The sequence below is a fragment of the Paraburkholderia sp. genome, assembly GCF_049581445.1.
Lineage (GTDB): Bacteria > Pseudomonadota > Gammaproteobacteria > Burkholderiales > Burkholderiaceae > Paraburkholderia.
Genome location: NZ_JBAURZ010000316.1, coordinates 1 through 23928, shown reverse-complemented (window position 1 = coordinate 23928; position 23928 = coordinate 1). Strand labels below are relative to the sequence as shown.

Below are 23928 nucleotides of genomic sequence, written 5' to 3'. Positions count from 1 at the left end.
GACCTGAACCGCGCCGGCGCCGGCAATCGCGGCAGTTCCAGCGGCGGGCGCGATGGCGCATTCTCGGGCGTAGGGTCGGGCGGTGCCACGCAGCGCAACTACGACCGGGGTAGATCGAGCCTCCAGGGCTCAGGCTTTAACCGACCTTCCGGCGGCGGAGGCGGCATGCGCGGCGGTGGCGGCGGCCGCGGTCGACGATAAGGAGCAGAACCATGAATCTCCATTTGGGTGTTTTCCAGAAGTGGCTGACTGGCATTTTCGCTAACGTCTTGACCGGAGCGATCCTCGCTTTGGCAATCGTGCCTGCGGCTCATGCGCAAAAGAACTTCACTTCTCCGGAGGCAGCAATGAATGCCTTCGGTGATGCAGTCGTGAAAGACCGTGAGGACGAAATGCGCACGATCTTTGGCAAGGACTTCCGCGAGCTGATTCCGCCCGTTGGCGCGCAGGTGCGGGACGCATTTCTCACGCAATGGGCCAAGTCCCATACGATTGAGACGATCGATGCACAACACGCGGAAATCGCCGTGGGCGACGACGGCTGGACCTTCCCGATTCCACTCGTTGAAAGTGGAGAGGGATGGCACTTTGACACGCGCGCCGGCGCCGAGGTGATGCGGGCGCGACGCATCGGCCGCGACGAGCTGGCCGTGATTCAGACCATGCTCGCAATCTACGATGCACAGCGCGAATATGCATCGACCAATCACGACGGCGAAGGGGTGCTTGCGTACGCATCAAAAATAGTGAGCTCGCCAGGCAAGCACGACGGTCTGTACTGGCCGACGGGACCCGACGACCCACCGAGTCCGCTCGGCGAGGCGTTCGTCGATGCGAGCGCCCGCAATGCCCAGAATGCAGGCTATTTTGGGTATCACTACAGGCTGCTCGAGTCACAGGGGCCGCATGCCCCGGGTGGCGCCTTCGATTACGTCGTTCGCGGCAAGCTGTTTGGCGGATTTGCGGTCATCGCGTGGCCCGTCCAGTACGGTGAAACGGGGATCAAGACGTTCATGGTCAGTTATGAGGGGCAGGTTTATGAGCGTGACCTCGGCCCGCAAAGCGCAGCTAAAGCGGAGGCAATGAAGTCGTTTGACCCAGGCCCAGGCTGGAACAAGGTGAGCGATAAGGATAGCGATTTAAAATGACCAGCGCCGAGTAGTGCGTTCGGCCATCGCGCGGATATGAAGAACGCATTCATCCGGCGTGAATCCAGCCATGCCCCGGTCATCGCCAGACCGAAGAGTCTTGCTCTTTTAGCGGCTGGCTCGCATGGGCCGACGGTGTACGTTGGCACGGGTCGCGCTATCCGGTGCGCTTGCCCATGGCTGGTCATGGTTAGCATTGTCGTCCTGCTGATGGCATCGTCGATCCCAGCAGCTGCCGCGCCTTTGGCCCTCGGGTTGCAAGGCATTCTCAACAGCGCGACGGGAGCATCGGCACCGTCAGCTTCGGCGCCGCTGACTGCGTCTGCCCCTGCGCCTGCCAGTCAGGCCGAACTGGCCCGTTTGCTGAACAATCTGATCACCACGCTCGACAACGATACACAACGCAACGCGCTTGTCACCCAGTTGAAGGGGCTGCGGGATGCCGCACAGAATGCCGCACCAGCAGCACCTGCGCAGACCAATGGCGATCTGCTCGGCACGATCGCGTCGGGCATTGCGTCGGTCGAGACGAATTTGAACGAAGGCCGAACACTATTTCATTTCTGGACGACGCGTTCCAGCGCGGCAGCTGATGAACTGCGAACCATTCTCACGGGGGGCGCGGGCGAGACGCTCGGCCAGCTTCTGTTTGGAATGACCGCGTCACTCGCGGGATGGGGGGCCTGCGCGGCCCTCCTGATCTATATTCAGCGACGCGTCTTTGCGCGCTATGGCTGGGAGGTTGCGCTGGCGGCGAATCCGACATCGATCAATCTGTTGAGCTTCGCTTTGCGCCAGACGGGACCGTGGACTGTCGCATTCGTCGCCGTACTGCTGTTTGTGCGAGCCATGCCTGATGCGCTCGGCCGCACGATGGGGCTTGTGATTGCCTATTCGATCGTAGCGGGCTCGATCTTCTCGGCGCTTTGCATGATCGTGTTCTCGGTGTTCAGCACGGCACACCGGCGCGTCGCTGTACAGCAATTGCTCGCAAGAACACTCTGGCCGCTCTTCGCGATAGGCGCATGTGGTGCGCTCGGCGACGCGACGGCCAACTCTGATGTCGCGCATCTGTTAGGTGTGAACCTCGCCGGATTTGTGTCGACTTTCGCCAATATGGCGGCGGCCATCCTAAGTGGATATTTCGCACTCGCGTACCGGCGGCCGATCAAGCATCTGATTCGGAATCGCCCTTATGTGAGCAGGCGCGATCACAAGTTTGCTACGGAAGCACTAGATATCCTCGCATCGCTCTGGCACATCCCGATACTACTGATCGCGATCGCGTCTGTTGTCGCGATGATCGATGGACGTGGTGGGGAAGGGGACGTGCTGCAGCCGTCGGTTCTCAGTGCGCTCTCACTCGTGCTCACGCTGTTTGTCTCGGCGTTGGTTCTGCACCTGACACGCCGAACGGACACCCGTGCACACCGCCGCGCACCGCACTTGATGCGACTCTTGCGCTTCGCGAGCACGCTGCTCGTTCTCATGATGTGGGTCGGCTACATCCGCTTTGAACTGGAACTGTGGAGTGGCCCGATTGCGCGGCTGATCAAGCACAGTGCGAAGATATCCGAATTCAGGCATACGCTCATCGCAGTCATCGGGACGGTCTTCGGCGCCTGGTTCATATGGATTCTCATCGATACCGTCATTCTCGAAGCACTTGGCCCTGGCAGCAGCAAGACCCTGAGTCCTGGTGTGCGCGCCCGCACGATATTGCCGCTCGTGCGAAACGCAATTTTTGTGACGGTTGCGAGCGTGGCAGCGATCATTGCCGCAGCCAGTCTGGGTATCAATCTGACACCCCTGCTTGCGGGTGCCGGCATTATCGGGCTTGCAGTCGGCTTCGGTGCGAAGTCGCTGGTCATGGATCTGATCACGGGGCTCTTCATCATTGTCGAGGAGACCATATCGGTTGGCGACTGGATCGAAGTCGACGGCGGCCATGCCGGCACCGTGATGGACCTCACGATCCGCACTGTCCGGTTACGCGACGGGCAAGGCGCGGTACACACCATCCCGTTTTCGCAGATCAAGGTCGTGAAGAACCTGTCGCGTGACTTTGCCAATGCGGTATTCGAAGTGCGCGTGCCGTTCTCTGCCGACATGAATGAAGTCACGCGCATGATTGTGGAAGTGGGTAGCGAACTGATCGAGGATTCGCGTTTTCGCAACGAGATACTCGGGCCGGTCGAAGTATGGGGGCTTGAGCGATTTGACGCCAACTGGATGGTGATAAAAGGGCAGATCAAGACCCGGCCGTTACAGCACTGGAGCGTCGCGCGCGCTTTTAACGCCCGGCTCAAGCTCAAGATGGACGAGGCGGGCATCGAGATCCCCCAGCCTCAAATGCAACTTCATACGTCGTCGAGGGAGCGCAACCTGTGGCCGCAAACCGACGATGTCGCCCACGGCGAAAGTCGACAGGCAGCGGACGCAGGCAGTGCGACCCGAAGTGGGCCGGATATGGCTGCGGCACCGGAACGCCACGTGCTTAAGGAGCCAACCGTGACTGAGCTGCCGGTTGACCAGACCGTATCCAGGTCACCGGCAGGCTCCCCAGGCAGCGATAAGGTCGTTAAGTGAGCTGGGTTTGAGAGAAATTCGAAGTAGGAAAATCGACTGCTGCTGCACCACCACGTCCGGCCCACCCACCCGATAGCGGCGCCAGCGACAAGGCATACCTTATCGCATTGCGCCTGCAAGCTTTTCTGCATCCAGACCGACGATCAGATCGACTTCGCCATTGGCGAGAAATTGCGTCGCGGGAACACCGGCCGCTCGCAGTGCAACGGCGTCGAGCCCGGAGGCATCGGCGAGCACAATGCGCAGGCGCGTGGCAGCAAGCGGTTCGAGCTTCCTGATGTTGGATGCACCTCCGAGCGCTGCGCGAATTTTTTCCGCCCGTTCCGTTTGCTGCGTCGTGCCTGGAGCGGTTGCCGTGGCTGCTGCAACCGCTACCGGTGCCGCGGCTTCGACTACAGGCGCTCCGCCCGTGGGGAGATCCGCTTCGCTGCCAGCCGTCTTCAGGTATTGCTGCATGTCGGTCTTCATGTTCTCCGACTGCGTGCCGAAGATCGCCTGCACGCCGTTGCCGATGTGCATGACGCCCGCGGCGCCGAGCGCCTTGAGCTTGCGGTCGTCGACGAGTGCCGGGTCATTCACCGAAATGCGTAGACGCGTGATGCAGGCGTCCAGGCTCGTGATATTCGAACGACCGCCGAAGGCAAGCACAAGCTCGCGCGAGCGTCCGCCGGCGCCGGTTGTACTGACTGTGGTCGCCTCAGCACTGTCGTCCTCGCGACCGGGCGTCTTGAGGTTGAATCGGGTGATCACAAAGCGGAACACGCAGTAGTAAATCACCGCGTAGATCGGTCCGAGGATGAAGACGTACCACGCATGGCTCGCCTTGTTGCCGATCAGATTGAACATCAGGAAATCGATGCCGCCCTGCGAAAATGTAAAACCCATGCGCATGTGCAAGGTGTTGGCCACGAACTGCGCCGACGCCGCGAGACACGCGTGGATCAGGTAAAGAACCGGCGCGACGAACAGGAAGGCGAACTCGATCGGCTCTGTGATGCCGGTGAGAAACGAGGTCAGCGCGGCTGAAACCATCATGCCGCCAACGGCGACCTTCTTCTCGGGCTTGGCGCAGTGCCAGATCGCGATCGCCGCGGCCGGAAGGCCGAACATCTTGAACAGGAATGCACCCGACAGGATGCCGGCCGTGGGGTCGCCCGCGAAGAACCGGGTGATGTCGCCGTGGACCACCTTGCCGGTGGTCGGGTCCATGTAGCTGCCTGCCTCGAAGAAGAACGGCACATTCCAGATGTGATGCAGGCCGAACGGGATCAACAGGCGCTCCACGAAGCCGTAGACCGTCGCCGCGGTGCGCGGATCGGAAACCGCCGCCCACTGCGAAAAGGCCTTGATCGCGGCACCGATCGGCGGCCACACAAGGGATAGGATCGCGCCCAGCACGATTGCGCCGATCGCAGTCACGATGGGCACGAAGCGCTTGCCGCCGAAGAAGCCGAGATAGGGTGGCAGTGCGATCCGGTAGTAGCGGTTGAACATCCAGGCCGCGAGGCCACCCGCCAGGATGCCGCCGAACACGCCGGTCTGGATCGATGGAATGCCCATGATCATGTCGGGTTCGACGCCTTCCACCTTGGCGATCACACCCAGGGTCGCCGTCATGACCAGATAGCCGATCGTGGCGGCAATGCCCGAGACGCCGTCGTTCTCGGTGAAGCCCAGCGCAACGCCGATAGCGAAGATCAGCGGGAGATTACCGAAGATCACGTCGCCCGCATTCTTCATTAGCGCGAGCACGATGGCCGGCACGTAGCCGTGGAAATCGGTCGAGCCGAGGCCCAGTAACAGGCCGGCCACGGGAAGTACGGCGACCGGCAGCATTAACGACTTACCGACTTTCTGTAGCACTCCGAAGGCATGTTTGAACATGGCCGGTCTCCTGTTGATCCGCTTATTCGGCGAACGGGGCGAGGCGGGCGCGGACCTCGGCAGCGGTACCGAGTTGCAGCACGTCGGTGGCGAGCTGGCGCGCTGTGTCCATCGTCAGCCGCGCAAGCAGCGCCTTGATCGAACCGACCGCGGGCACGCTGACCGAAAGCTCGTCGACGCCGAGACCCACGAGAACAGGCACGGCCATCGCATCCGAGGCGATCCCTCCACAGATGCCGACCCATTTGCCGTGTTTGTGCGCGCCCTCCACCGTCATGCCAATCAGGCGCAACACCGCAGGGTGGAGCGCGTCAGCCTGTTTGGCGAGCTTTGGATGCCCGCGGTCCATCGCGAGCGTGTATTGCGTCAGATCGTTCGTGCCGATCGAGAAGAAATCGACTTCGCGAGCGAGCGACTCGGCGATCAGCGCGGCAGACGGCACTTCGATCATCACGCCTACCTTGATGGCGCTTGCGCGATCGCCGGCTTCTTCGAAAAGGATTCGCTTTGCCTCGCGCACTTCCTCGAGCGCGGCAACCATCGGAAACATCACGTGCAGATTGCCGATCGCAGCGGCGCGCAGGATCGCGCGCAGCTGCGTGCGGAAGAGGTCGGGGCGGTCAAGGCTCACACGAACGCCGCGCAGCCCGAGGAACGGGTTGTCTTCCTTTGGCAGTGGAATATACGAGAGTGGCTTGTCGCCGCCGACGTCGAGCGTACGCACCACGAGCGGACGCTCGCGCCCGAGCGCCTCTGCCACGGCACAATACTCGGCGGCCTGTTCGTCCTCGGATGGCGCGGTGTCGCGGTTGTCGAACAGGAACTCGGAACGCAGCAGACCCACGCCTTCGGCCCCGGCTGCCACCGCGTCACGCGCTTCCTGCGCATTGCGGATGTTCGCGACGACTTCGACGCGATGACCGTCAGCGGTTGCGGCGAGCTTGTTCGCGGAGCGTTTTTCTTCTTCGCGCCTGGCCGCCTGGCGCTCGATACGTTCGCGCGCCTTCTCGAGTTCTTCGGCGCCCGGATTACGCCGCAAGCTGCCGTGCGTGCCATCCAGCACGACGAGCGTGTCGTTGGCAAGTTGCAGCGCATCCTCGTCGATGCCGCAAATGGCGGGGATGCCGAGCGAGCGCGCGAGAATGGCGACGTGGCTCGTGGCTCCGCCTGTCGTCGTGCAGAATCCGAGCACCTTGCCGCGATCGAGCGAAGCGGTGTCGGACGGCGAGAGTTCCTCGGCGATCAGGATCGAGTCGGCGGGCACTTTAATCTGCGCCTGTTTCACGCCCGCTAGCAGCGCCAGCACGCGCCGGCCGACGTCCCGAATGTCGCCCGCGCGCTCGCGCAGCAGCGGGTTGTCGAGTTTCTCCAGCGTGTTCGCCTGCTGCTCGAAAGCGCCGCGCCACCCGAAGGCCGCGCTTTTGCCCTCGCTGATGGCGCCAATCGCCATATCATGGAGATCGGGATCCTCGAGCAGTTCGAGGTGCGCGTCGAGGATCTGTGCTTTAGACGGATCAGTGAGCTTCGCCTTGAGCACCTCGATGTGTTGACGTGCTTCGTGCCGGGCCGCTTCGAGCCGTGCTCGTTCGCGCGGTGGCGATTCGCCCGCTTCCGCGACATCGATGACTTCCTGACGGAACTGTACGATCTTGCCCACCGCGATTCCGGGCGACGCCGATACGCCGGTGAATTCGTTGGCGTCGGCAGGCTGCGCGCGTTTGGTGACAGCGGGCTCGCTGGCGGGTGCAACACCAGCTTGTGCGGGGGCGGGCGCGTCGGCGGCCTTCTCGCCCGAACCTTCGGCGAGCAGGCGCGCGAGCACGCCAACGGCTTCTCCCGCGTCGGGACCGGTAGCCTCGACGCGCACGTTGTCACCGAACTTCGTCGCGAGGACCATGAGGGCAACGACCGACTTGGCGTTTGCGCTGTCGCTGCCGCGCAGCAGACGGATGTCGGACTTGTACTTTTTGGCTTCGGCGGCGAATACCGCAGCGGGCCGTGCGTGCAGACCGACCGGGTTCGGCAGGGCGACTTCGTCGGAGACGATTGCACCTCCCGCGCCAGCGTTCGCGTCCTTGAGCGCACCGTTGACGAGTTCGACGGACAGCGCAGTGTCCTCGCCCGCGATGACGAGACCTTTCGCGGGCACATAGTGCGTCACGAGATCGCCATTGGCGACCACCATCTGGGTCAGCAGGCTCGCTGCCTTGACGCCGACGGCGGCAGTATCAAATCGGATCAATGGCTGGCCCGTTGCGACGGTGTCGCCTTCCTTGACCAGCGGGTTAAACCCTTCGCCGCGCATTAATACGGTGTCGATCCCGATGTGCAGCAGCACTTCGAGCCCGCTATCGCCCGTGATCGTCACGGCGTGGCCCGCGCTGTGCAGTTGCGTGACCTTCCCGGGCAGCGGGGAGAGCAGTTCATTTGAGGTCGGGTCGATCGACACACCGTCGCCGACCATCTTCTGGGCGAAGACCGGATCGGGCACGGTTTCAAGCGGCACCATGACGCCCGAAAGTGGCGCCATCAGATCGATGCGGACTGGACGCTGAGGAGCGTTCATGTGCGCGACTCCTTTTGTTTGACCCTCGGCAGACTGTCTAGATCATAGGTAACGATCTTGTGATTCGCTCCCCTAATTAAACTGGCAGCGTTTGTATTGAGAGTCAGCGCGATATGGATCGAAGCGCGGTCGGAGCAGTTTGTGCCGATTCAATCGGGATCACTCTCCAATGGATGGCTGTATGCAACTAATTCAATTGTTGAAAAGTGGGCACCAGCACGCTCGAATTACGCTACGTGACGGATTGCGAAGACTCCGGGCGCGTGATGCGCCTCGTCAGAAGCGCCGAAGCCGGTGCGATTCATCGGGGCCAATGGTTGCGGCACTTTTACAGGCATGCTACAGCGGCCACAGCGTTCACGACATACGCCCATAGTCGCATTGTCTTTGAGTGCGTTTGGACCTAAATTGTAGACGCCGCCATCGCGCGGCACTTTCCTACAATCGAGAAGCCTTCGATCGCAGCCGGCATCACCAGGCGAGCGTCGAGCGGGCGAGGGAGATTGCGCCCCGATGGCGGGTTATTCGCTGCTGCATCCTTGCTCCTTCGCATGAAAATGAACCGCCATGGATACAGTCAGGACATTGCTCGAAGGCCAGCCACTCTTTACGTTGTTTCTCACCGTCGCCCTGGGATATGTGGTTGGCGAGATCAGCATAAAAGGAGTGTCGCTCGGCTCGGGCGCGGTGCTGTTTGTCGGGCTGGCAATAGGCGGCTTCGCGCCAAAATCTGCCCCGCCCGCGCTGCTCGGTACGCTTGGGCTCCTGCTCTTCCTCTACGGCATCGGCATTCAGTACGGCGACCAGTTCTTCAAGGGCCTGACGAGTGTTGACGGTCTCAAGGCCAATGCTGCTGCCGCGCTCGGAGTGATTGTCTCGGGGCTCGTCGCGCTCGCGCTCGTGCCGCTCTTCGGCGTGAAGCTCGACGAATCGCTTGGCATGTTCGCGGGCGCGGGCACCAGCACGGCGAGCCTGCAGGCCGCGATGGCCGCCGTGAAGAGCGACGGGCCGACGGTGGGCTACAGCGTCGCGTATCCGTTCGGCGTGGCCGGGCCGATACTTTTTCTGTATGCACTTGGCGCGCTGCTCAAACCAAACATCGTGCGCCCGCCGCCCAAGCTCATTGAAACCGCCGAGATCGCGCTGCGGAACCCGACGTTCATCGGGCTGAAGCTCGCGGAGGCGGTGGCGCGCATGCCTAACGGGCTGGCGATCGCAGCAGTGCGCCGCGAGCATCGGAACCGTCCGCCCACCGATGACCTCATCCTGCGCGCCGACGACGTCCTGCTCGCCACCTCCACCGACCCAGCCGTGCTGCGCGAAGCCACGACGCTTTTCGGCGAGTTGCAGCCGGGCCGCATGACCAGCCACCGGGAAGACCTGGACTATGCACGCGTGTTCGCATCGAGCCGGCTCGTGGTCGGGAGCATGCTGCGCGATATCCATTTTCCGGAGGGCGTTGTCTGCACGATTGCGCATGTGCGCCGGGGCGATGCCGACCTGATGCCGAATCCGGACCTCATCCTCGAATTCGGCGACCGTGTCGGCGTGCTGGTCAACCGCGACCATACCAAATCGGTCCGCGCGCTCTTCGGCGACTCTATCAAAGGCACTGCGGAACTCAGCTTCATTTCAATTGGTGCCGGCGCGGCGCTTGGCCTCCTGGCGGGTGCGATTCCGCTAACGATTCCGGGTATCGGCAAGCTCGCGCTAGGCCTCGCGGCGCTCCTGCTGGTGGCACTCGTGCTAGGCCGGGTGCGGCGCTTTGGACCGTTCGTCTGGACGATGCCGCTTTCTGCCAACCTCGTGCTACGCAACTTTGGCCTGACCATTTTCCTTGCGCAGGTAGGCATCGCCTCTGGGCCGAAGTTCTTCGCGACCATCGGCGTAACGGGCGCGACCTTCCTGCTCTATGGGGTGGCGATCCTGCTTGCACTCGTCATCGTCACAGCGGCATCCTGCCTGTGGATCTTCAGGCTGCCTTTCGACGTGACGGTGGGCGTCCTTTGTGGCGCAACTGGCAATCCCGCGATTCTTGCCTTTGCCAATCGTGTCGCGCCGACCGACCGCCCGGACGTTGGCTACGCAATGATTTTCCCGTCGATGACCATCGTGAAGATCCTGTTCGTGCAGATCGCCGCGGCGCTTGCCAGCGGATAGCACGAGGGCGCGGTTTTCGCGATTCCCCTGCGAACTCCTGAACCCGAACCTGCCACGGAGGCCCACGATGGAAATAGCCGTCTTCAGTGCGAAGCCTTACGACCGCGAATTTCTCAACGCCGCGAACACGACGCACCACCATCGGCTCCACTACTTCGACGTGCCGCTCGACATTGAAACGGTCGGCCTCGCAGCGGGTTACGGTGCTGTGTGCGTCTTCGTCAACGATCGGGCTGATGCCGGTGTGCTGCAGGCACTCCTGCGGGGCGGCGCGAAGCTCGTCGCGCTGCGCTGTACTGGTTTCAATAATGTCGACCTGAAAGCGGCGCAGGACCTCGGGATCAAGGTGGTGCGGGTGGTGGACTACTCGCCGAACTCGGTCGCCGAGCATGCGGTCGCCCTGATGATGGCGATCAACCGCAAAATCCAGCGCGCGGGCAACCGCACGCGCGACTTCAACTTCTCGCTCGACGGCCTGATGGGCTTCGACCTGTGTGGCAAGACGGTGGCCGTGATCGGCACGGGCAAGATCGGGCGCGTGTTCACGAAGATCATGCTCGGGTTCGGCTGCAATGTGATCGGCTACGACAAGTTCCCGTCGCCGGAATTCGAGGTGCTGGGTGCTCGCTATGCGCGGCCGAAGGAGATCGGTGAGAGCGCGGACATTATTTCGCTGCACTGTCCGCTCACACCGCAGACCTACCACATCATCGACGCCGACACGCTCTCTCGCGCGAAGCCAGGTGCGCTCCTGATCAACACGAGCCGCGGCGGCCTTATCGACACGGAAGCGGTCATCGACGCGTTGAGGAGCGGGCAACTGGGCGGCCTCGCGATCGACGTGTATGAACAGGAGGCGGACGTGTTCTTCCGCGACCTCTCTGGCACCATTGTCACCGACGATGTGCTCCAGCGGCTCGTGACGTTCCCGAACGTGATCGTGACGGGTCACCAGGCGTTTCTCACACGCGAAGCGGTGACGACCATCTGCGAGACGACCTTGCAAAGCGTCACGGACTTCGAGACGGGCAACGCGCTTTCAAACGAAATCCGTGCGAGCTGAACGTAGCAGGCAGTAGACCGACGAGGCATGTGGAGCACCCGGTTAATAACGCGGGATTATCGCTAGACCGCCGCTTCCAGTAACGTCGGAGCGGCTGTGGGGGGGTGAAATGATGCCTTGTTTCTACTCCGTTTTTATATAGCATATAAGTGGAGAAAGGGTCGCCGGTCCGCTCGCCGGCACCGGCCACTAGCACCTGCGAGGCAAACTCCATGTTTGTGTTCTTGTTTGCGATTTTCTTCACGTCGGCTGGATTTCTTGTCAGCGCTTCGCTAGCGCCGGCCCCACCGGCGGCGATTGCGCCAGCTGCCACTCTCAGCGCGAGCGGAGGGCCCTTGGTCCTGCAGCTAAGCCCCGAGTCCCCAGGGACGAAGGCCCACATTCCCTCAACGGGCTCCACGGCCGCCCTCACCAACGCGGCGCTGGACAAACGCATCAGTGGGGATGCGCCCGACTAACCGCTTCAATCCACTCTCCGACCTGGGCGAACGCTCGTCGTCAACCGGCGCCACAATCAACGACGGGCCTGTCACCCGGCCAGCCGAAAGGAACAAGGCTAGTAAGTTTCGGCTGATCGCAGATTCGGGCAGCGTGTCGCTGCCGCCATTGCTAATATTCACGTATGCCGCGTCGTCCTCAGCTTGCCGCGACGCGCTATGTGTCGCAGACACAATTTTTGTGCACCGTTTCCCAGCGGGTATTCAAATGGCTCGGTGTCCATGTCCCAACCGGTGAGAATCAATGGAAAGAATCTCCTCGTATAAAGGCTTTGAGGTCACCGTGAAGCTTGAGTCTGTGCGGGCTGTGTCGAGCAAATTCACATATGGGCCCCCGGTGGGGTACATCGCAGTGGTGAGTATCTGCACAGCGGACCCAAAAAGACCAGTAGGCGTACCGATTCGGCTCGTCACAGAAGGAAACTGCGTCTTCGGGACGGTGGACGACGCCTTGACGACAGGATTGAGCGCCGCGCAGCGTGTGATAGACGACAGGCTCCCCCCATGAATTAAAGGGACTTCTGCTCATTCATTGGCCGAAGTCCCCGAACGCGATAGACCCGAACATCTGCCGTGCAACTGATTCGCGACCGCGTACGTCCAAACCGTTCCACCTCGCCGTTGGCAGTGCAAAGTGATCGTCAATCCCCTCGTGGTTGCTCTGATGCCTCGGGCTGCGCCCAGCTCCGAACGCAGAATCGCCGTGTTGCGCGGCGCCGAGCGAATCGCGGTGCTGTTCAATGTGGCCCGTGAGGAAATCACTTTCGTTGCCGCGGCACGAATGTCGGCAACGGGGCGAGAGACGTTCTCACACCTCCGTGTCAGCGTCTCTTACGTCGGTGATCGCCACAGGTCAACCGGAAACAGTGCGGCGAGTCGACTCGGCTGTGCGCCTCAATGGTGCAGCGCCTGCGGGCATTCCGCCTGATACCAACGATCGACCTGATGCTGAGCCGCCTGTAGATTTTTCGGATAGTGCGGATCGAACCTTGATGGGTCGTATCCGGCCTTCCTCAGCGCGGCCAGTTCACTCTGGTTGCGCTCTCGTGTTACGGGCGCGTGGTTCTTGATAGCAGCAAGATCGCGGCATTGCGTTGCGCTCAGATGCGTCGCGCCTTCCGCCATTCCTCCTGCGGCTATGCCAGCGAGCGAGATCGTCAACGCGGAAATCATCGGCCAGAACTTCGGCGAGCGCTTCATGTCACGTCCCCTTTCAGTGAGGCAACGCAGTACGAACAATGATATCAGCGCATGGCGGCTCATGCGAATGCAGTTGGATTCGACGGCACACTGACGCAACACCTGACGTAAAGGTTGCAGCAGGCAGGGTTCGAAGTGGCATGCGTGGAAGCCCGTCGAGTGAGCGCGTCTCTGGTCGGTGTCTGCAGTCGCTACACCACGATTCACCACGGAAAAGGTCATGTCCTCGCCCCCAGGATGCTGTGCTGGCAGCCGTGTGCGCATCAATCACTATTACGTCATGTCAATCGCCTTGAAAGGCGCCGCGAGTTCAGAAGCCGGGGTTTTCGCGGTCACGACGGTGCCGACGAAAGCGACTGGCTCAAAGATAGGCCGCTGTGACGCTTCATGCCTCGTTAATCGGACTGCGCGAGGCAGTCACCGGCCCAGGAGCGGCCGCTCACACGTACCGTCACTGCGTGCGCTGCGTGAAACGCTGCGTCAGCGCGCTGTCGGGCTGATAGCGCAGCCAGGTCCACGCAATCTCGTTCACTACACACGGCGATCTAAGTTTCGCTTACTTTGCCCTGCAGCCTTCTCCCTTCAAATGAGGTGATGTGACCTTTCATACCTCTGCGCTGGACTCAGACTCAGGGCCGAGCGCGTGCGCCGTTTATGGAGAAGATGCGACAAAACCCAGATCTGTCGCGATCTCCCAGACCTAGCCTCGCGAATACTGCAGGCCAAATCGCGCCAGGAGGGCGGCGCGCAATTTCGCGTTAGTCCACCGCTCGCCTTCCAGGTCTTGTGCGCTTGGGGGGTGTTCGAGCGCCGTAGCGATCCACGTCAGTACTTCGCAGTTAACAGCGCATCACTTCTTTTCCGAACGTTGCTTTGCGGGGCGCATCCGGTGCGAGATACCAGGTTTCCCGACAATATCCCGAACGTAGCCGTTCGAATGGTATTCGCCGAACTGACGCTTGATCAGAGCCTGCACATCACGGTTTCGCCACAGCCCGAATTTAAACCCGCAATCACTCGGCTCCTGCGTCAAGGCGCCCCGCAACCACGCCAGCGCTTGCGCTCCCAACGTGGCGTGACGTCCGACAGTCGTCATACATCAACGGCGAACTGCCGTTTGACCAGAAGGCGCAACAGGCCAACTGTCCATGCGTCACCATCAAATCCGATGCGGCGCGGCTGGGTTACATCTGCGATCTTTGTCACGATGCGCCGACGGGACTGCGCGGCGCCGAGTGAGTCGCGGCGCCGTTCAATGTGGCCCGTGAGGAAATCCTCACACAGTTTTTGCACCGTGTACGATTCCGGCGTCGAAACCATCACGGGCTCGTTTGCTGCCTTCCGCGTGAAAACGGGGTCTTCGCCGGCCTCCCGGCGCGCCCGGATTTGTTACCGCTCGGCTATTGCGGCAGCGTAGGACATTACTGGCCACTCTCCCAGCTTCTGCCGACGCATCCGGCCGTCGATGGGCGACTTGAATCGACAGGTCCAACTGCGCCGCGATGTGGTCGCTTCCAGATGAAGCCCGGGGACGGCTCGAAGCTCATGTTGGTATCCGGTTTGAGCTGTTTCGCGGCCTTGGCATCAAATCGCATGATCTGCGTTAGTTTTTTGCGAGTGATGGAGAATAGCCACGCTATTGTCCCGAGTTTAGCAACGTGCGGACGACCGTAGGCGCCTCTTGCGGCGCAGATTGTGGATGCAAAAAGCCCTTGTCTGAAGGGCGTTTGATGAAGAAATGCCCCTGTGTAACAAGCCTCTCGCGGGATGATGAAGGAAATGCTTAAATGCTCGCAGAACAACGTCAGCCCCTTTCCTGACAGTTTGCTGTTGCAAAACCTACGCTAAATCCTACGCACCGGCTCCATATGCTGTCTTGAGCGCAGTATCAAACATACTGTGCGGATATTCAGTAGTGGCGCCCGATGTGCCCGTGTCACATTTCACCCAAAGCCCGCAATGGTGTTGCTTCACATCCGCATCACAACATTGGGATGAAATTGCACGTGCGGAAGCTAAGCGGTCGTGCTCAGCGCACTCCACACGACTTGCGTGGCCCTGCGAAACGCAACGGGGTCCGGCGCGTTATGGCCCGCGCGTCGCAGGAAAACAATGAGGCCCTGCCAATGAGAATAAATAAGGGCGCCGCGGATCCTGCACTCTTCAATGCCCAGTGATGGGTTCATCAACGTGACCAGTTCGCTGAACAGCGCCTGAAACTCTCCGCTGACTTCGACCATGCGCTCCCGCACTTCCGGATGATGCTCCGCGAGGCACCAGCATTCGAGCGCGAACGGGCTCATGACGTTATCAGGACGTGTCAACGCGTTGAACGTTTCTCTCAGCAGTGCTTCGAGACGAGCCTCGGGAGTGCGGGACGAATCTGCTGCTATTTGCCGAAAGCGATTCAGGTACCGCTTTGCCATCTCTTCGATGGTTGCCTGGAGCAGCGAATCCTTGGTTCCGAAATAGTGTTGCAAGGTCGCAAGGCGAACGTCGGCCGCCGCCGCGACCCTGCGCTGCGTGAATCCCGAATTTCCCTCGGCGGCAAAGACGCGAATGGCGGCCTCGAGGATCTCAGGCACACGCGTTTCCCGCTTGCCGCGTAACGGGCTTCTCGCGTTTTTTTCCTCGACGTCGTTTAGTGCAATCGTCAGATGTTTCATTGGATGGGCGTTCCGTGTGTATGGCTTTGAGAGATCCAAATCTAAGTCAGTTGACAAATTATAGGCAGATTGACGCTGCAGTGGGGTACCTGAAATGAGCCGTTTTTTTCAGTAATTTACTCATATTTATAGGGGAAAGTGCTTACGGGCGCTAGCTTGATTATTGGTCAGTCGACCACTAGTATTTGGTCAACGGACCAAATAATCGGCGATGATAATGGGCTACACGTCCTCGTCGGCGGTCAGTGTGTCGTTTCGCTCAGGGAGTTCGAAATGAACAGCAGCACGAGGTCATTGCATCGGGTCGTCGACAAATGGCTCGCGCCGACCCCCGCGACGCCAGCCCGAGTGGTCCGTCTTTCGCAAGAGGGCGACCGATTGAAAGGCTGCGTTCGGGTTGAAGTGTGCCGTCCGGCAGGCGTGCTCTCCGTTCTCTTCTTCCGTCACAGCGACGGGTCGTGGTGTGTATTTCCGCCGCAGAAGAGTCGTCCAGCCATGGCCGCTTGTCTGTTCAAGAACTAAATGGCGCCAGCTGCCGGCATATCTGCAAGGTCGACACGACTAGTCACATGCCGCCACATGTCACGTCGAGCAATCCACACTCATTCTTGACAGCACGACCGTGAAGTAGCAGTATTGGTGCAAAGGTTCATCCAATGAAATTGCAAAGGTTTATCTGGAAGAACCTGGCTGGTATGACGGGACAAGGTACGCAAATCCAGGAGGAGCGGTGATGAGTAGCGCACTTGAGGGCCTGAAGGTCCTCGATTTTACGCAGATGATGAATGGTCCGTTCGGCACGATGTTGCTCGCCGATTTCGGTGCCGACGTGATCAAGGTCGAGCCGCCTGCGGGCGACACCATGAGGCTGACGGGCGAGACTTTTCTCGGTGACGACGCGGTCTATTTCCTCACGCTGAATCGCAACAAGCGCAGTGTGGTGATCGACCTGACAACCAGGGAAGGGCAGCAACTCGCTCAGCAGATGGCTGCCAAGGTGGACATCGTGGTCGAAAACTTTCGTCCGGGCGTTGCCGAAAAGCTCGGCATTAGCTATGAACGGCTCGCAGCGGGGAACCCGCGACTCATTTACTGTTCGACCTCGGCATTTGGGCGCACGGGCGCCGACAGCGTACGCCCGGGCATGGATCCGGTCGTACAGGCGATGTCCGGAATCATGCAATTGACCGGCGATGAACGCACGGGCCCGATGAAAACCGGCATGCCTTACTCTGACCTGATTACGCCGCTGCTGTCGACGATCGGCGTGTTCGCCGCGATCGAGGCACGGAACAAGACGGGGCGCGGTCAACGCATCGACCTCTCGATGCTCGACGCAACCATCTTTAGCATGATTCCGCGCGACGCGTATTACTTTGCGACGGGCGAAACACCGGGGCGTATCGGCAACGCGCACTGGCAGATCGTGCCTTACAACACCTATCCGACGTCGGACGGTCGCCACATCATGGTGATCGCGCACACCGACAAATTCTGGCGCGTGCTCGCCACGGCAGTGGGCGCTGACGAATTGCTCTCTGACGAGCGCTTAAAGACCAAGGAGGGCCGCCTTGCGCACCGTGACGTCGTTGACGCGGGGCTGTCCGCTGCATTTTCAAAGCAGACGCTCGCGCACTGGAACGAGAAGCTGCTGGCTGCGCAGGCGATGTTCTCGCCAGTTCTGAATTTTGAGGAGGTGTTTGAAGATCCGCGTGTGCAGGAGGATCTGGTCGTTGAACTTGATCATCCGACGGCCGGCAAATTCAAGGTCGTTGCAAATCCGATCCGGCTCTCGGACACGCCGACTTCGATCCGGCGTCCGCCTCCAACGATCGGTCAGCATACGGACGAAGTCTTGCGTGAGTTCGGCCTCGCTCGCGTGGACGGCACGCAACCGCAGAGCGAATCGGCCGCTCCGCTTGGAGCCGCGCGATGACAGCCATGATGAGCGAAGCACTGTCCACGCCATCGGCCGGCGCGCTTCCCGAACTGGGCCGCCACGCACCTCCGTTACAAGGCGTGCGTGTCCTCGATCTCTCGCGGGTGCTCGCGGCGCCGTTCTGCGCAATGATGCTCGCTGACCTCGGTGCTGAAGTCGTCAAGGTCGAGCATCCGAACGGCGGCGACCAGACACGTCATTGGGGTACGGCGATCCAGGGGGGCGAACGAACCTACTATCTCGCGATCAACCGTAGCAAGCAGTCGATCGCAATCGACTTCTCGAAGCCCGAAGGCGCAAATCTGATCAAGGCGCTCGCCCGTGAAAGCGACATCCTGGTCGAGAACTATCTGCTAGGTACGCTTGAACGGTACGGGCTCGGCTATGAAGATCTGAAAGCCGAAAACCCGAAGTTGATCTACTGCTCGGTCAGCGGGTACGGCCGCACGGGACCGGGCGCTGCACGGCCCGGGTACGACTCGGTGATTCAGGCAGAAAGCGGCCTGATGTCGATCACAGGCGAGCCCGATGGTGAGGCGTCGAAAGCGGGTGTGCCGATCTGTGACATCACAGCCGGCATGTACGCAACCCAGGCGATTCTCGCGGCCTTGGTGCGTCGCTTGCGCAATGGCTACGGCGAAGCAATCGATATCGCGCTGTTTGACTGTACGCTCGCGAATCACGCGTCGGTGGCGGCGAACGCGCTGCTCCTCAAGAAGCCACCTGGCCGCTTCGGTAACAGTCATGCCGACATCATTCCGCAAGGCCTATATCACACTGCCGACGGTCCGCTGATGTTTCATGTCGGCAGCGACGCGCAATTTGCACGTTTCTGCACCGACGTACTGGGTCTACCCGAAGTAGCTGCGGATCCGCGTTTCGTCGACAACGATGCGCGGCGGGCGAACCGCGACGAGCTGGATGAAATCATGAGCGCGCGGCTTCGCACGCGTTCGAAGCTCGAATGGCTACCGCTTTTCCGTGCAGCGGGCGTACCTGCGGGGCTCGTGCAGAACGTGCTTGAAGCGTTGACGTCGGACGAATCGAAGGCGCGCGAGATGGTGTGCGAAATCGACCATCCGACAGCCGGCCGCATCAATCTCGTGAATTCACCGCTCAAATGGAAAGAGAGCTCATTGGCTACCCCGAAGGCGCCGCCGCTGCTTGGTGAGCATACCGATCGGGTGCTCCGTGAGCGGCTCGGTCTGGATGACGGCTCGATCGAGCGCATGCGGACCGAAAAAATCATCTATTGAAAGAGGCTCCCAATGGAAGAACACAACGCGTCCGCGCCAGCATTTCCGATGCGCCGTTGCCCGTTTGCGCCGCCGCCGGAATATAGCGAAATCCGTCAGCAGCCCGGACTATCCAAAGTGTCGATGCCTGACGGATCGCAAGCGTGGATCGCCACGCGTTATGACGATGTGCGGGCGATTCTCGGCGACAACCGTTTCTCCACGTCGCCGTCGACACCGGGGTACCCGTTTATTGCGCCGGCCCGAGCCGCGCTGTTGAAAAGCGAGAGTCCGGCGACGATCATCCGCATGGACCCGCCTGAGCACACGCGTTATCGCCGGATGCTGACAAAAGAGTTCATGGTGCATCACATCGAGGCTATGCGGCCCGAGTTGCAGCAGACGGTCGATACATTACTCGACGAGCTGGTCGAGAAGGGGGCGCCTGCCGACCTGTTCGAAGACTTCGCGCTCGCCGTACCTACGACAGTCATCTCGCGCATCCTCGGCGTGCCTTATGAGGACCGCGATTTCTTCCAGGAGCGCAGCAAGGCCAAGCTCGACCTGACCGCCGACCCGGAAGTGCCGGTGCGTGCCGGCGCCGAAATGCGCGAGTATCTGGACCGCCTGATCACGGAAAAGATGCAACATCCAGGCAACCGCAGCGATCTGATCAGCCGGCTCGTAACGAGTCAGGTTGTGCCCGGTCACATGACGCGCGAAGAAGCACTCGCGACGATCGAACTGCTATTGATGGGCGGCCACGAGACCACCGCGAACATGATCGCGCTAGGCACGCTGTCGCTTCTGCTAAATCCCGAGCAGAAGGATGCGCTGGTTGCCGATCCTTCGCTTGTGCGCAATACGGTCGAGGAGATGCTTCGCTTTCATACGATCGTGCATTACAACGGGCCTCGTGTCGCGCTCGAAGATGTGACGGTGGGCGGTACGCTGATCAGAAAAGGCGAAGGCGTGCTCGCGATGATCACGGCTGCCAACCGCGATCCACAGGCCTTTCCCAACCCCGACGCGTTCGATATCCGTCGCGACGCTCTGCATCACGTAGCGTTCAGCTACGGCGTGCATCAGTGCCTCGGGCAACCGCTTGCGCGTGCCGAGCTTCAGATCGTGTTTACTTCTCTGTTCCAACGGCTGCCGAACTTGCGACTTGCAGTTCCGCTCGAGGAAATCAAGTTTCGATACGACGCCTTCGTCTATGGCGTGGACGCGTTGCCGGTGTTGTGGTGAGCAAAGGCGCCTGCATTTCGCGCGGGTGCAAGACAGGTGGACAGGAGACAGTCATGAAAATCAAGGTAGACGCAACGAAGTGCATCGGTGCCGGGCTGTGTGTAGTCGCGGCGCCGCAGGTCTTCAGTCAGAACGAAGACGACGGACTCGTCATCCTGCTTCAGGAAAGCCCGCCGCCTGAGCTACATGCTGCGGTGCGCGAAGCCGCACGCCTATGTCCCGCTTTGGTAATCACGTACGACGAATAACGCGTCGGGCAGGCGTCGTGCTGGCGTTGCTCTTTGTTCTAAAAGGTCATCAGATGATGGACGCAGGAATTGTGATCATCGGCGCCGGTCAGGCCGGGTATCAACTGGCGGCGTCGCTTCGCGACGCAGGTTATACGGAGCGGGTTGTGCTCATCGGCGATGAGCCGGATTTGCCTTATCAGCGCCCGCCGCTGTCCAAGGCGTTTCAAAGCGGGCAGTGCGAAGCGGAACATCTGACGTTTCAGCATGAGGCGTTTTACAAGGACAGTTCAATAGAACTTATGCTGGGCGTTCGCGTGCTAAGCATCGACCGTGAGCATCGACAGATCGTCACGGGCGATGGCCGGCGCCTCGGCTATGGACACCTCGTGTTCGCGACCGGCGCACGCAACCGTGTGCTGCGCGGTGCGGAAACCGGACTCAAGGGCTTGCTCACGCTCAGGACGCTGCACGATGCGCGTGCGCTGCGTGAGGCGTTGCAGCACGCGAGCCGTGCCGTCATCGTTGGAGCGGGGTTTCTCGGGCTCGAATTCGCCGCGGTCGCTGCGGCTAGGGGCGTGCCAGTCCATGTGATCGAGGCGGGGCCGAACCTGATGAGCCGTGCGGTCAGTGCGCCCGTCGCCGATGCATTCCGCGTGCATCATGAGTCGCTCGGCACCACCTTCACGTTCAATGCCGGCGTGCAGTCGATCACGTCGGAAGGCAAGCGCGTCGCCGGCGTCAAGACCACCCATGATCAAGAGCACCACGCCGATCTGGTCGTCGTCAGTATCGGCGTACTGCCGAACGTGGAGTTGGCTGAGGCGGCGGGACTCGAGACGGCTAACGGGATCGTGGTCGACGCGACGCTTGCCACGAGCGACCCATTCATCTCAGCGCTGGGCGACTGCGCGTCGTTTCCATCGCGCTTCGCCTTCGGCCACTGCCGGATCGAATCGGTGCAGAACGCGGTCGATCAGGCGCGCTACCTCGCGCAACGGCTCACAGGGCAGACCCACACCTTCGAAGCCGTGCCATGGTTCTGGAGCGATCAGGGCGGCATCAAACTGCAGATCGCGGGGCTCGGCATGAGTCGCGCCGACCAGATCGTCTTGCGCGGCGACCAGTCAGCACTGAAATTTTCCGCCTACGGTTTCGCGAACGGACACCTCGTCGCGGTGGAGTCGGTCAATCGTCCCGGCGATCACATGGCGGCGAGGCGCCTGCTTGCAGCCAACGCGCCAATCACACCTGCACACGTCGCCGATGTGCAGATCGATCTGCGTTCGTTGCTTGAACCCGTTGCATGAACAACCAGGGGGTGTTGCAGATGTCATCGTCGATTTACGAAAACCTCGGTGCGCAAAGCGCGCAGTTCATTCGCGCCGAGCACCGGATGCTGATCGGTGGTCGCTGGGTCGAGGCTTTGTCGGGGAAAACCTTCGACGTCTTCGATCCGGGCACTGGCGAAGTGGTGGCGAGCGTGCCCGAAGGCGAGGCGGCGGATATCGATCTGGCGGTGCAAGCCGCACGGCGCGCTTTCGAAGCGGGGGACTGGGCGCGCATGAAGCCGGCGGATCGTACCCGCCTGTTGCTCCGGCTTGCCGATCTGATCGAGCGTCACGGCGACGAACTGGCGGAAATCGAAGCTGTCGACAATGGTAAACCGCTTGCGGTGGCACGCCGCGGCATTGCGGGCACCGCGGAAATGGTCCGCTATATGGCCGGCTGGGCGACCAAGCTCAATGGCGAGTCGGTCAACCTGTCGGTGCCCGGCGAGTGGCACGCATACACGACGCGGGAGGCCGTAGGTGTGGTTGGCCAGATTATCCCGTGGAATTTTCCGCTGTCGATGGCGATCTGGAAGATCGCTCCGGCCTTGACGGTAGGTTGCACGGTTGTGTTGAAACCCGCCGAACAGACGCCGTTGAACGCCTTGCGGCTCGGCCAGATCATCCAGGAGGCCGGCTTTCCGGACGGTGTCGTCAATATCGTGACGGGTTTTGGTGCGACTGCTGGGGCGGCGCTCGCGGCGCACCCGGACGTCGATAAGGTTGCTTTCACGGGCTCGACAGAAACGGGCAAGCGGGTGATTCAGGCCGCGCTCGGCAATCTGAAGAAGGTTTCACTTGAGCTCGGCGGCAAGTCGCCTGTCTTCGTCTTTCCCGACGCCAACCTGGAGCTTGCGACACCCGGCGCAGCCAACGCGATCTTCTTCAATAGTGGACAGGTGTGTTCGGCCGGATCGCGACTCTTCGTTCACAAGTCGGTTTTTGAGCGCGTGATCGAAGGAGTGATCGAGCACGGCAACAAGCTGAAGGTCGGCCACGGCCTCGATCCGTCGAGCCAGGTCGGTCCGCTCATCTCCCGTCAGCAGAAGCAACGCGTGGATGGCTACATTCGCCAGGGCGAAGAGGAAGGCGCGCGCCGCTTTGGCGAGCAGCGTGCGTTCGACGCAGGGGGTTATTTCGTTGCACCGACGGTGTTCGTCGACACGACGCCCGATATGTCGATCTACCGAGAGGAGATATTCGGACCCGTGGTGTGCGCGATGCCGTTCGACGACGACGACCTTGACCGCATCGCAGCAGAAGCGAACAAAACTGAATTCGGCCTGTTCGCTGCAATCTGGACTCAGAAGCTAGGTCTTGCACATAAGCTCGCGCGCCGCATCAAGGCCGGCTCGGTCTCCGTCAATGCGCATATGGTCAATGAGCCCGCATTGCCGTTCGGCGGCTACAAACAGTCGGGATGGGGCCGGGAGCGTGGGCGCGAAGTGTTCGATCTGTATACGTCGGTGAAGAGCATAGCGATCAATCTGGACTGATGGCGCCGGCACCACAGGGGACACGTCCGTTGACCAACCAACCACCATTGCGATGACAACTTTCGACTACATCATTGTGGGCGGCGGCTCGGCCGGGTCGGTGCTGGCAAACCGTCTGTCGGCGCATCCGGGCAAACGCGTGTTGCTCTGCGAGGCAGGCAAGGATCTGCCCAATGAAAACCTCCCGGAAGCCATCCTGGATAGCTATCCGGGAACGGCTTATCTGAATCCTGAGTATCTGTGGCCAGATCTGCACGTCACGACGCTTAGTGCGGACCGAAGCCTTGACCCGCCGCGCAAGCTGCGCAAATACGAGCAGGCGCGGATTCTCGGCGGCGGCTCGTCGATCAACGGGCAGTTCTTCAATCGCGGCGCGCCGCGCGACTACGACGACTGGGTGGCCCGCGGCGCTAAGGGTTGGAGCTGGGAAGAGGTACTGCCGTACTTCAGAAAGGTCGAACGCGACGTCGATTTTGACGGACCGCTGCACGGCCAGTCCGGCCGCATTCCGGTGCGCCGGATCTTCGCCGATGCCTGGCCGAAGCACGCCACCGCAGTCGCGGCCGCGCTCAGGGAGATGGGGTATGACTATCTGCCCGATCAGAACGGCGAATTCAAGGACGGCTACTTTCCGATCGCCATTTCGAATCTGGACGAGAAGCGTGTCTCGGCGTCGATG

The 23928-nt window shown here is 61.1% G+C and carries 17 protein-coding genes; 12 read left to right on the top strand and 5 right to left on the bottom strand.

The window, feature by feature from the left end; translation table 11 throughout:
• The first annotated feature begins 212 nt into the window (after positions 1–212).
• Complete coding sequence (locus tag WCA85_RS26555; protein WP_424067840.1) at positions 213–1148, top strand: DUF2950 domain-containing protein; 936 nt, start codon at positions 213–215, stop codon at positions 1146–1148.
• Between the two features lie 186 nt (positions 1149–1334).
• Complete coding sequence (locus WCA85_RS26550) at positions 1335–3737, top strand: mechanosensitive ion channel family protein (protein ID WP_424067839.1); 2403 nt, start codon at positions 1335–1337, stop codon at positions 3735–3737.
• Between the two features lie 99 nt (positions 3738–3836).
• Here WCA85_RS26550 and ptsG read toward each other — a convergent pair whose 3' ends face one another.
• Both ptsG and ptsP read right to left on the bottom strand, forming a co-directional pair.
• Entirely contained in the window at positions 3837–5621 is a 1785-nt protein-coding gene (gene ptsG, locus WCA85_RS26545) for a PTS glucose transporter subunit IIBC (RefSeq protein ID WP_424067838.1), read from the bottom strand.
• A gap of 22 nt (positions 5622–5643) precedes the next feature.
• Positions 5644–8187: a phosphoenolpyruvate--protein phosphotransferase gene (gene ptsP, locus WCA85_RS26540; protein ID WP_424067837.1), complete on the bottom strand. Its 2544-nt coding sequence runs from the start codon at positions 8185–8187 to the stop codon at positions 5644–5646.
• Between the two features lie 567 nt (positions 8188–8754).
• On the opposite strand from ptsP, the gene WCA85_RS26535 reads away from it, so the two are divergent.
• Both WCA85_RS26535 and WCA85_RS26530 read left to right on the top strand, forming a co-directional pair.
• Positions 8755–10347 (top strand): aspartate:alanine exchanger family transporter, encoded by a 1593-nt coding sequence (locus tag WCA85_RS26535; protein WP_424067836.1) that lies wholly within the window; start codon positions 8755–8757, stop codon positions 10345–10347.
• Positions 10348–10414: 67 nt separating this feature from the next.
• On the top strand, positions 10415–11410 hold the full coding sequence (locus WCA85_RS26530) for a 2-hydroxyacid dehydrogenase (protein WP_424067835.1): 996 nt from the start codon (positions 10415–10417) through the stop codon (positions 11408–11410).
• Positions 11411–12801: 1391 nt separating this feature from the next.
• Here the strand turns inward: WCA85_RS26530 and WCA85_RS26525 are convergent.
• The 3 genes from WCA85_RS26525 to WCA85_RS26515 form a co-directional block, all read right to left on the bottom strand.
• Complete coding sequence (locus WCA85_RS26525; protein ID WP_424067834.1) at positions 12802–13107, bottom strand: DUF4148 domain-containing protein; 306 nt, start codon at positions 13105–13107, stop codon at positions 12802–12804.
• Between the two features lie 1092 nt (positions 13108–14199).
• Positions 14200–14427: a hypothetical protein gene (locus tag WCA85_RS26520; RefSeq protein ID WP_424067833.1), complete on the bottom strand. Its 228-nt coding sequence runs from the start codon at positions 14425–14427 to the stop codon at positions 14200–14202.
• 695 nt (positions 14428–15122) lie between these two features.
• Complete coding sequence (locus WCA85_RS26515) at positions 15123–15773, bottom strand: TetR/AcrR family transcriptional regulator (RefSeq protein ID WP_424067832.1); 651 nt, start codon at positions 15771–15773, stop codon at positions 15123–15125.
• Between the two features lie 273 nt (positions 15774–16046).
• Here WCA85_RS26515 and WCA85_RS26510 point away from each other — a divergent pair, with 273 nt between their 5' ends.
• From WCA85_RS26510 to WCA85_RS26475, 8 genes are all read left to right on the top strand, one after another.
• Positions 16047–16295, top strand: a complete 249-nt coding sequence (locus WCA85_RS26510; protein WP_424067831.1) for a hypothetical protein — start codon at positions 16047–16049, stop codon at positions 16293–16295.
• A gap of 211 nt (positions 16296–16506) precedes the next feature.
• Positions 16507–17709 (top strand): CaiB/BaiF CoA transferase family protein, encoded by a 1203-nt coding sequence (locus WCA85_RS26505; protein WP_424067830.1) that lies wholly within the window; start codon positions 16507–16509, stop codon positions 17707–17709.
• Positions 17706–18968: a CaiB/BaiF CoA transferase family protein gene (locus tag WCA85_RS26500; RefSeq protein ID WP_424067829.1), complete on the top strand. Its 1263-nt coding sequence runs from the start codon at positions 17706–17708 to the stop codon at positions 18966–18968. Before WCA85_RS26505 ends, WCA85_RS26500 begins: the two co-directional genes overlap by 4 nt.
• 12 nt (positions 18969–18980) lie before the next feature.
• The gene (locus WCA85_RS26495; protein WP_424067828.1) at positions 18981–20195 is read left to right on the top strand and encodes a cytochrome P450; all 1215 of its coding nucleotides are present in this window, start codon (positions 18981–18983) and stop codon (positions 20193–20195) included.
• A gap of 53 nt (positions 20196–20248) precedes the next feature.
• Positions 20249–20443, top strand: a complete 195-nt coding sequence (locus WCA85_RS26490; protein WP_424067827.1) for a ferredoxin — start codon at positions 20249–20251, stop codon at positions 20441–20443.
• Positions 20444–20496: 53 nt separating this feature from the next.
• Entirely contained in the window at positions 20497–21732 is a 1236-nt protein-coding gene (locus tag WCA85_RS26485) for an NAD(P)/FAD-dependent oxidoreductase (protein WP_424067826.1), read from the top strand.
• A gap of 20 nt (positions 21733–21752) precedes the next feature.
• Positions 21753–23249, top strand: coding sequence for an aldehyde dehydrogenase family protein (locus WCA85_RS26480; protein ID WP_424067841.1), 1497 nt, complete (start codon positions 21753–21755; stop codon positions 23247–23249).
• A 52-nt stretch (positions 23250–23301) separates the two neighbouring features.
• The coding region (locus tag WCA85_RS26475) for a GMC family oxidoreductase N-terminal domain-containing protein (RefSeq protein ID WP_424067825.1) at positions 23302–23928 on the top strand (627 nt) is incomplete at its 3' end.

Excerpts from the sequence above, each read along its gene's own strand:
- ptsG (WP_424067838.1), bottom strand. The coding sequence starts at position 5,621 with ATGTTCAAACATGCCTTCGGAGTGCTACAGAAAGTCGGTAAGTCGTTA.
- WCA85_RS26500 (WP_424067829.1), top strand. The coding sequence starts at position 17,706 with ATGACAGCCATGATGAGCGAAGCACTGTCCACGCCATCGGCCGGCGCG.
- WCA85_RS26480 (WP_424067841.1), top strand. The coding sequence starts at position 21,753 with ATGTCATCGTCGATTTACGAAAACCTCGGTGCGCAAAGCGCGCAGTTC.
- WCA85_RS26505 (WP_424067830.1), top strand. The coding sequence starts at position 16,507 with ATGAGTAGCGCACTTGAGGGCCTGAAGGTCCTCGATTTTACGCAGATG.
- WCA85_RS26535 (WP_424067836.1), top strand. The coding sequence starts at position 8,755 with ATGGATACAGTCAGGACATTGCTCGAAGGCCAGCCACTCTTTACGTTG.
- WCA85_RS26485 (WP_424067826.1), top strand. The coding sequence starts at position 20,497 with ATGATGGACGCAGGAATTGTGATCATCGGCGCCGGTCAGGCCGGGTAT.
- ptsP (WP_424067837.1), bottom strand. The coding sequence starts at position 8,187 with ATGAACGCTCCTCAGCGTCCAGTCCGCATCGATCTGATGGCGCCACTT.
- WCA85_RS26550 (WP_424067839.1), top strand. The coding sequence starts at position 1,335 with ATGGTTAGCATTGTCGTCCTGCTGATGGCATCGTCGATCCCAGCAGCT.
- WCA85_RS26490 (WP_424067827.1), top strand. The coding sequence starts at position 20,249 with ATGAAAATCAAGGTAGACGCAACGAAGTGCATCGGTGCCGGGCTGTGT.
- WCA85_RS26555 (WP_424067840.1), top strand. The coding sequence starts at position 213 with ATGAATCTCCATTTGGGTGTTTTCCAGAAGTGGCTGACTGGCATTTTC.
- WCA85_RS26530 (WP_424067835.1), top strand. The coding sequence starts at position 10,415 with ATGGAAATAGCCGTCTTCAGTGCGAAGCCTTACGACCGCGAATTTCTC.
- WCA85_RS26520 (WP_424067833.1), bottom strand. The coding sequence starts at position 14,427 with ATGGTTTCGACGCCGGAATCGTACACGGTGCAAAAACTGTGTGAGGAT.
- WCA85_RS26525 (WP_424067834.1), bottom strand. The coding sequence starts at position 13,107 with ATGAAGCGCTCGCCGAAGTTCTGGCCGATGATTTCCGCGTTGACGATC.
- WCA85_RS26495 (WP_424067828.1), top strand. The coding sequence starts at position 18,981 with ATGGAAGAACACAACGCGTCCGCGCCAGCATTTCCGATGCGCCGTTGC.
- WCA85_RS26510 (WP_424067831.1), top strand. The coding sequence starts at position 16,047 with ATGAACAGCAGCACGAGGTCATTGCATCGGGTCGTCGACAAATGGCTC.
- WCA85_RS26515 (WP_424067832.1), bottom strand. The coding sequence starts at position 15,773 with ATGAAACATCTGACGATTGCACTAAACGACGTCGAGGAAAAAAACGCG.